At 72.4% G+C, this 5,445-nt stretch carries 3 protein-coding genes and 1 pseudogene; all 4 read right to left on the reverse strand.

Annotation, left to right across the window (positions count from 1 at the left end; genetic code table 11):
- Positions 1 to 2,684: DUF5682 family protein (locus ACFFNX_RS40880; RefSeq protein ID WP_378211556.1), on the reverse strand; the 2,684-nt coding region annotated here is incomplete at its 3' end.
- The gene (locus tag ACFFNX_RS40885) at positions 2,681 to 3,799 is read right to left on the reverse strand and encodes an ATP-binding protein (RefSeq protein WP_378211557.1); all 1,119 of its coding nucleotides are present in this window, start codon (positions 3,797 to 3,799) and stop codon (positions 2,681 to 2,683) included. The genes ACFFNX_RS40885 and ACFFNX_RS40880, both read right to left, overlap by 4 nt.
- Before the next feature lie 13 nt (positions 3,800 to 3,812).
- Positions 3,813 to 5,150: a VWA domain-containing protein gene (locus ACFFNX_RS40890; protein WP_378211558.1), complete on the reverse strand. Its 1,338-nt coding sequence runs from the start codon at positions 5,148 to 5,150 to the stop codon at positions 3,813 to 3,815.
- Positions 5,147 to 5,445, reverse strand: a pseudogene (locus ACFFNX_RS40895) (hypothetical protein); the annotation flags it as partial. The pseudogene ACFFNX_RS40895 and the gene ACFFNX_RS40890, both read right to left, overlap by 4 nt.

The raw sequence follows: 5,445 nt of genomic DNA on the forward strand, positions 1-5,445 counted from the left end.
TCCGCCACCGCCTCGTACGCCGCCGAGTGGGCGGCCAGCAGGTCCGCCACCGGACCGGACGGCGTGGGGTCCGCCGGCGCCTCGGCGGGCCGTGCCGACCACGGCGGCACCCACGTGTCGACGCCCGGCAGGGTCCCGGGGAACGTACGGCCCGCCTCGCGTACGAGCACCGGGACCAGCTCCCCGGCGTTGTCGCGCAACGTGGTGATCAGCGTGGGCAGCCACGGGAGCAGGACGGTGTCGGGCAGCCGGGCGAACGACTTGGAGATCACCTCGACCACCAGCGGCGCCAGCGCCGGCACCGGTTCCAGCGCCTGGACGAACCCGCTGATGTAGTGCGGGAACGTCGGGACGATCAGCGGGTTGGCCAGCAGGCCGTCGCATCGGGAGCGCAGCTCGGCCTGGGAGAGCAGGCCGAGCTGGGAGCTCGCGGCCCACAGCAGTGCCACCTTCGCCGGCGCCTCCGGATGCGACTGGCGGACGGCGAGTTCGAGCTGGGCGTGGTCGCAGCCGAAGGACAGCGCCAGGCTCTCCATGCCGAACAGGAACCCGAGCATGGCCGCCACCTGACGCACGCCGGTGTCCTCGTCGGTGAAGGCGATCGGCAGCAGCGTGCAGTAGTGGGCGTAGCCCGTGGTCACGAACGCCTCGCACCACCGTGGCAGCGCGGGCCGCGTCGCGCGGTAGTGACCGAGCAGCCGGCGCATGCGGCGCAGCACCTCGGGGGCGTCGTCGACCGTGCGTTCGGCGGACAGCAGCTCCACGGCCCGCGCGCCGAGCTCGTCGGTGAGCCGGCCGCCGCCGAGGTGGAGCAGGGACTGCTCGACCGCGTCGAGCGCGATGGACGCGGTGGCGCGCTCGGCCTGCACGGCGCGCCGGAGCCGCTGTTCGAGCACCTGCTCGACGCTGACGCCCTCGTACCCCAGCTCGATCAGCGAGCGCTGGTTGCGGCCGATCGCGAGGTCCCAGCTCTCCTGGATCGAGCGCTCGCCGAGGCGGCGCGAGCCCATGATCGGGCGTACGGCGTCGTCGGGCAGCAGGTGACGCAGGATCCACAGCAGCTGGGAGCAGGGCGCCAGCTCCGGCCGTGCGTCGAGGTCGAGCAGGGCCCGCTGGATCGTGCGCTTCTCCAGGTCGAGCCCCAGGGGCGCGAGACGGTCGAGGACGTCGCGCGCCAGCGGCGGCAGCGCGTCGTACCCGACCTGGCCGACCCGGTCGCCGCCGAGGAGGATCTCGCAGAGGCGGCGCACGTCGCGCCGGCCGGGGACGACGTCCTTCTCGATGCAGGTGATCGCGGCGTCCTGGAAGTCGTACGGCGTGGGGCGGCGGCGGCCCCGCAGCCCGGCGAGCAGGACGGACGTCTCGAACACCGCGATCGCGTCGGCCGTGCCGGCGAGGTAGCCGTTGCGCCGCGCCAGCCGGACGATGTCGGTGCACCAGCCGACCAGCTCCTCCTCGTCGATGCCGTCGAGTGACGGCGGCGCGGCCAGGAAGCCGGACAGCCGGTCGGCGACGGGCTCCGGCGGCGCCGGGGCGTGCTTCGCGGGCTCGTGCCCGCCCCGCTGCCCCTTGAGGCGGTACGGCGTGACGCGCGCGTGCCGCCGGGCCTTGGCCCACGTGGCGGCGGCGATCGACACCGAGCCGGAGGCCAGGCCGAACTGCGCCTCGATGGCGGCGTGGCTGGAGGGGATCAGCCCGTAGAGCCAGCGGGTGGCCGTCCGCGGGCTGATCTCGAACGGTGGCGCGTCGGCGTCGAGGCCGAACTGCTCGACCGTGCTGGCCGCGTGGAAGGCGCCGCAGACGTACAGGCAGTCCGCCGGGTCGGCGCCGGAGGAGGCGAGGTGCTCGCGCATGCGGGTCCACATGTACCGTTCGCGGTCCTCGTCGGCCGCGAGCCCGCGCCGGCCGGGCCGCAGCCGGCGGAACAGGCTGCCGATCAGGACCATGACCTGGCGGTACGTGGCGTAGTCCGCGCCGATCAGCGGCTGCTCGACGTACTGGTCCCACCATTCGGACCAGTGCCGGACCCGGCCGTGGTGGAGCAGGTGCTCCTCCAGCTCGGCGAAGCCCGGCCGCAGGTCGCCGATCTCCAGGCCGACGGCGTCGCCGTGCAGCGCCGCCTCATCCTCCGGCTCGGCCTCCGCGTCGGGAGCCGCCGTCTCGGCGGGCGTGTCCGGCTCCCACTGGAACACGTGGTCGGTCGAGCGGTCCACCAGCACCAGCTCGACGTCCGGGGTGTCGAGGGCGTACGCGATGGCCTGGTACTCCGCGGACGCCTCGGTGATGGGCGCCACGACGCTGAGCGGCGCCGCCTCCGGCGGGAACCCGTCGATCTCCGACGCGAACGCCTGCAGCGCGACGGGCAGGCGGCAGTTGCGCAGCTCGTCCAGCAGAGGCCGCAGGTCCTCGCACAGCTCCAGGTAGATGACCTTGGGCTGCTTGTCGCGCAGCCGCCGCGCCATCGCGAGCGCCGACGCCGGTGAGTGGTGGCACACCGGGAAGATCTCGAGGCGTTCGGACAGCGCGCGGTCGACGTCGTCGACCATGCCCGACAGGATCTCGGGCACCGCGCCCGGGCCGCCGGCGAACGCCTCGGCGGCGGTCGTCAGCTGCTCGCGCAGCGCGTCGAAGGTGCCGGGCCCGCCGGGGCCGGGCGCGCCGTCCCGATCGTCGCGCCCGCTCATGACAGGGTGGCGATCGCCTGGCGGCCGCCTTCGAGGAAGGCCTGCCACGGCCCGCCCTCGTCCTTCTTGCCGCGCGGCTCGACCACGCCGTGCCAGAACTTGTTCAAGATGGCGAGGTCCTCGGGGCTGCGCCGGGCCAGCGACCCGACGAGCGAGCCCGCGAGCGTCTCGGCCCGGAGCGTGCTGTCGCCGAAGAAGCGGCTGTGCAGGATCGCGTCTTCGAGCACGCCGATCTGCTCGGCCGTCGACAGCGCGGACTCCAGCCGTTCGTCGTCGCTGGTGGCCGACGCCGAGGCCGCCCGCAGGTCGGTGAAGCTCTGCAGCAGGACGTCCAGCAGCGTGGGCGGCACCTCCAGCTCGATCCGGTGCCGCCGCATGAGCTCGGCGGTGCGGAACCGGACGATCTCGGCCTCGCTGCGCTTGCTGGTCACCACCGGGACGCGGACGAAGTTGAACCGGCGCTTCAGCGCCGAGGACAGGTCGTTGACGCCGCGGTCGCGGCTGTTCGCCGTGGCGATGATCGAGAAGCCGGGCCGGGCGAAGACGATGTTGTCGTGGTCCAGCTCCGGGATGGAGACGTACTTCTCGGACAGGATCGAGATCAGTGCGTCCTGCACGTCGCTGGTCGAACGGGTCAGCTCCTCGAACCGGCCGATCACGCCCTGCTCCATCGCGGTCATGATCGGCGAGGGGATCATGGACTCGCGCGACTGCCCCTTGGCGATCACCATCGAGACGTTCCAGGAGTACTTGACGTGGTCCTCCGTGGTGCCCGCCGTACCCTGCACGACTAGGGTGGAGTTGCGGCAGATGGCGGCCGACAGCAGCTCGGCCAGCCAGCTCTTGCCGGTGCCCGGGTCGCCGATCAGCAGCAGGCCGCGGTCGGACGCCAGCGTCACGATGCCGCGTTCGACGAAGCTCGGGTCGCCGAACCACTTCTGCGGGATCTCGCGGTCGAGGCCGTCGGACCGCGTCGACCCGAGCACGAACGTGCGCACCATGCGGGGGCTGAGCCGCCAGGAGAACGGCTTGGGCCCGTCGTCGACGGACTCCAGCCAGTCGAGCTCCTCGGCGTACTTGACCTCGGCGGGGGCGCGGAGCATGTCGTCGGTCATGATCGTTTCTCTCCTAGGCGAGGAAGTTCTTGAGCTCGAACACGAGCTTGCGGATGTGTCCTGAGATCACGGGCGTGCCGAGGTCCTTGAAGCGCTGACGGAACCAGGGGTTCACGCTCTGCCGCCCCGAGCTGTTCACCGAGCCGACGGGGATGAACCTCACCCCCGAGCGATGCACCGCCTCGATGCCGTCGAACAGCGGCTGGGACCGGTCGAACTCGTAGAAGTCGGAGATCCACACCATCACGGTGTCGCGCGGGCTGGAGATCTTCGGCCGGGCCATCGCCATCGCGACCGGCCCGTCGTTGCCGCCGCCGAGGTTGGTCCGCAGCAGCACCTCGAACGGGTCGTGCACCCACGGCGTCAGGTCGAGCGCCCGCGTGTCGTACGCGATCAGGTGCACGTCGACCTTGGGCAGGCCCGCGAAGATCGACGCCAGGATCGTGCAGTTGACCATCGAGTCGACCATCGAGCCCGACTGGTCGACCACCACGATCAGCCGGGCCGGCGTGGTGCGCCGGGCGGTGTGCCGGTAGAACAGCCGGTCGACGTAGAGGCGTCCGTCCTCGGGGCTGTAGTTGGTGAGGTTCTTCCAGATCGTGCGGTCGAGGTCGAGGTTGCGGAACACCCGCTTCGGCGGTACCGAACGGTCGAGGGTGCCCGCGCTCGTCTGCTGGACCTGCGTGCGCAGCACCTGTGCGACCTCGTCGACGTAGCGGCGGATCAGCGACTTGGCGTTGGCGAGGGCGACGCCCGACAGGTTGGACTTGTCGCGCAGCAACTGCTCGATCAGCGACATGCTGGGCGTGAGGCGGCTCGCCAGCGCCGGGTCGGCCAGCACCTCACGGAGCCGCATGCGGCGTACGAGGTCGCCCTCCAGCTCGGACAGGGTGCCCGACAGCCCGCCGGCGGCCTCGCCCCCGAGCGCCTGGCAGAGCCGTCCCGCGTCCTTCTGCCAGCAGGCGAGCCGCGTGGCCGTCACGCTGCCCGAGCCGGTGGCGAACACGCTGAGCAGCAGCTTGGACATCAGCGCCGCCCGGCGGACGCGTTCGGCCGGGCCCGCGTCGTCGCCCCCGGCCATCAGGTCGCGCAGTTCGCCGTCCAGCGCGGGGAAGCGCTGGATGAGGTTGTCCACCGAGACGGACGGGTCGAGCAGAGCGGGCGGCAGGCCGAGGTCGTCGACGATGGCCACGCTCGCCGTCTCCAGCGCGGGCTGCTCGTCGGCGTCGAACACCCGGGCCAGCAGCCGCCAGTAGAGGATCTGGCGACGGGTCTCTTCGCCGGAGGGCGTGATCACCGGGGCCGCGTTGTCGTTTCCCGGGCTCGGCCCGGTCAGGGGAGTCTCGCTCATCGTCGCAGCAGCCGTCCCGCCCGCTCGCGGAGCACGGCGACCGCGTCGCCGGCTCTGGCCTCGGCCTTCACGACCTTCGGGTCGGTGGGCCCCATCGCCCAGTCGCCGCCGTGCGCCTCGAACGGCTTGCGCCTCAGCGTGCCGCGTACGGCGAGCGGCTGGAGCGTCCACCGGCCGCCGTCCCAGCGGACCAGCCCGACGCACGCCTCGGAGGCGGTCACCATCGCCGGGGTCAGCGGCCCGCAGCCGGGCAGCCGGTCGAGGTCGACCGGGAGCGTGTGGCCGTCCAGCTCGA

The organism is Actinoallomurus acaciae (assembly GCF_042429965.1).
Taxonomy (GTDB): domain Bacteria; phylum Actinomycetota; class Actinomycetes; order Streptosporangiales; family Streptosporangiaceae; genus Actinoallomurus; species Actinoallomurus acaciae.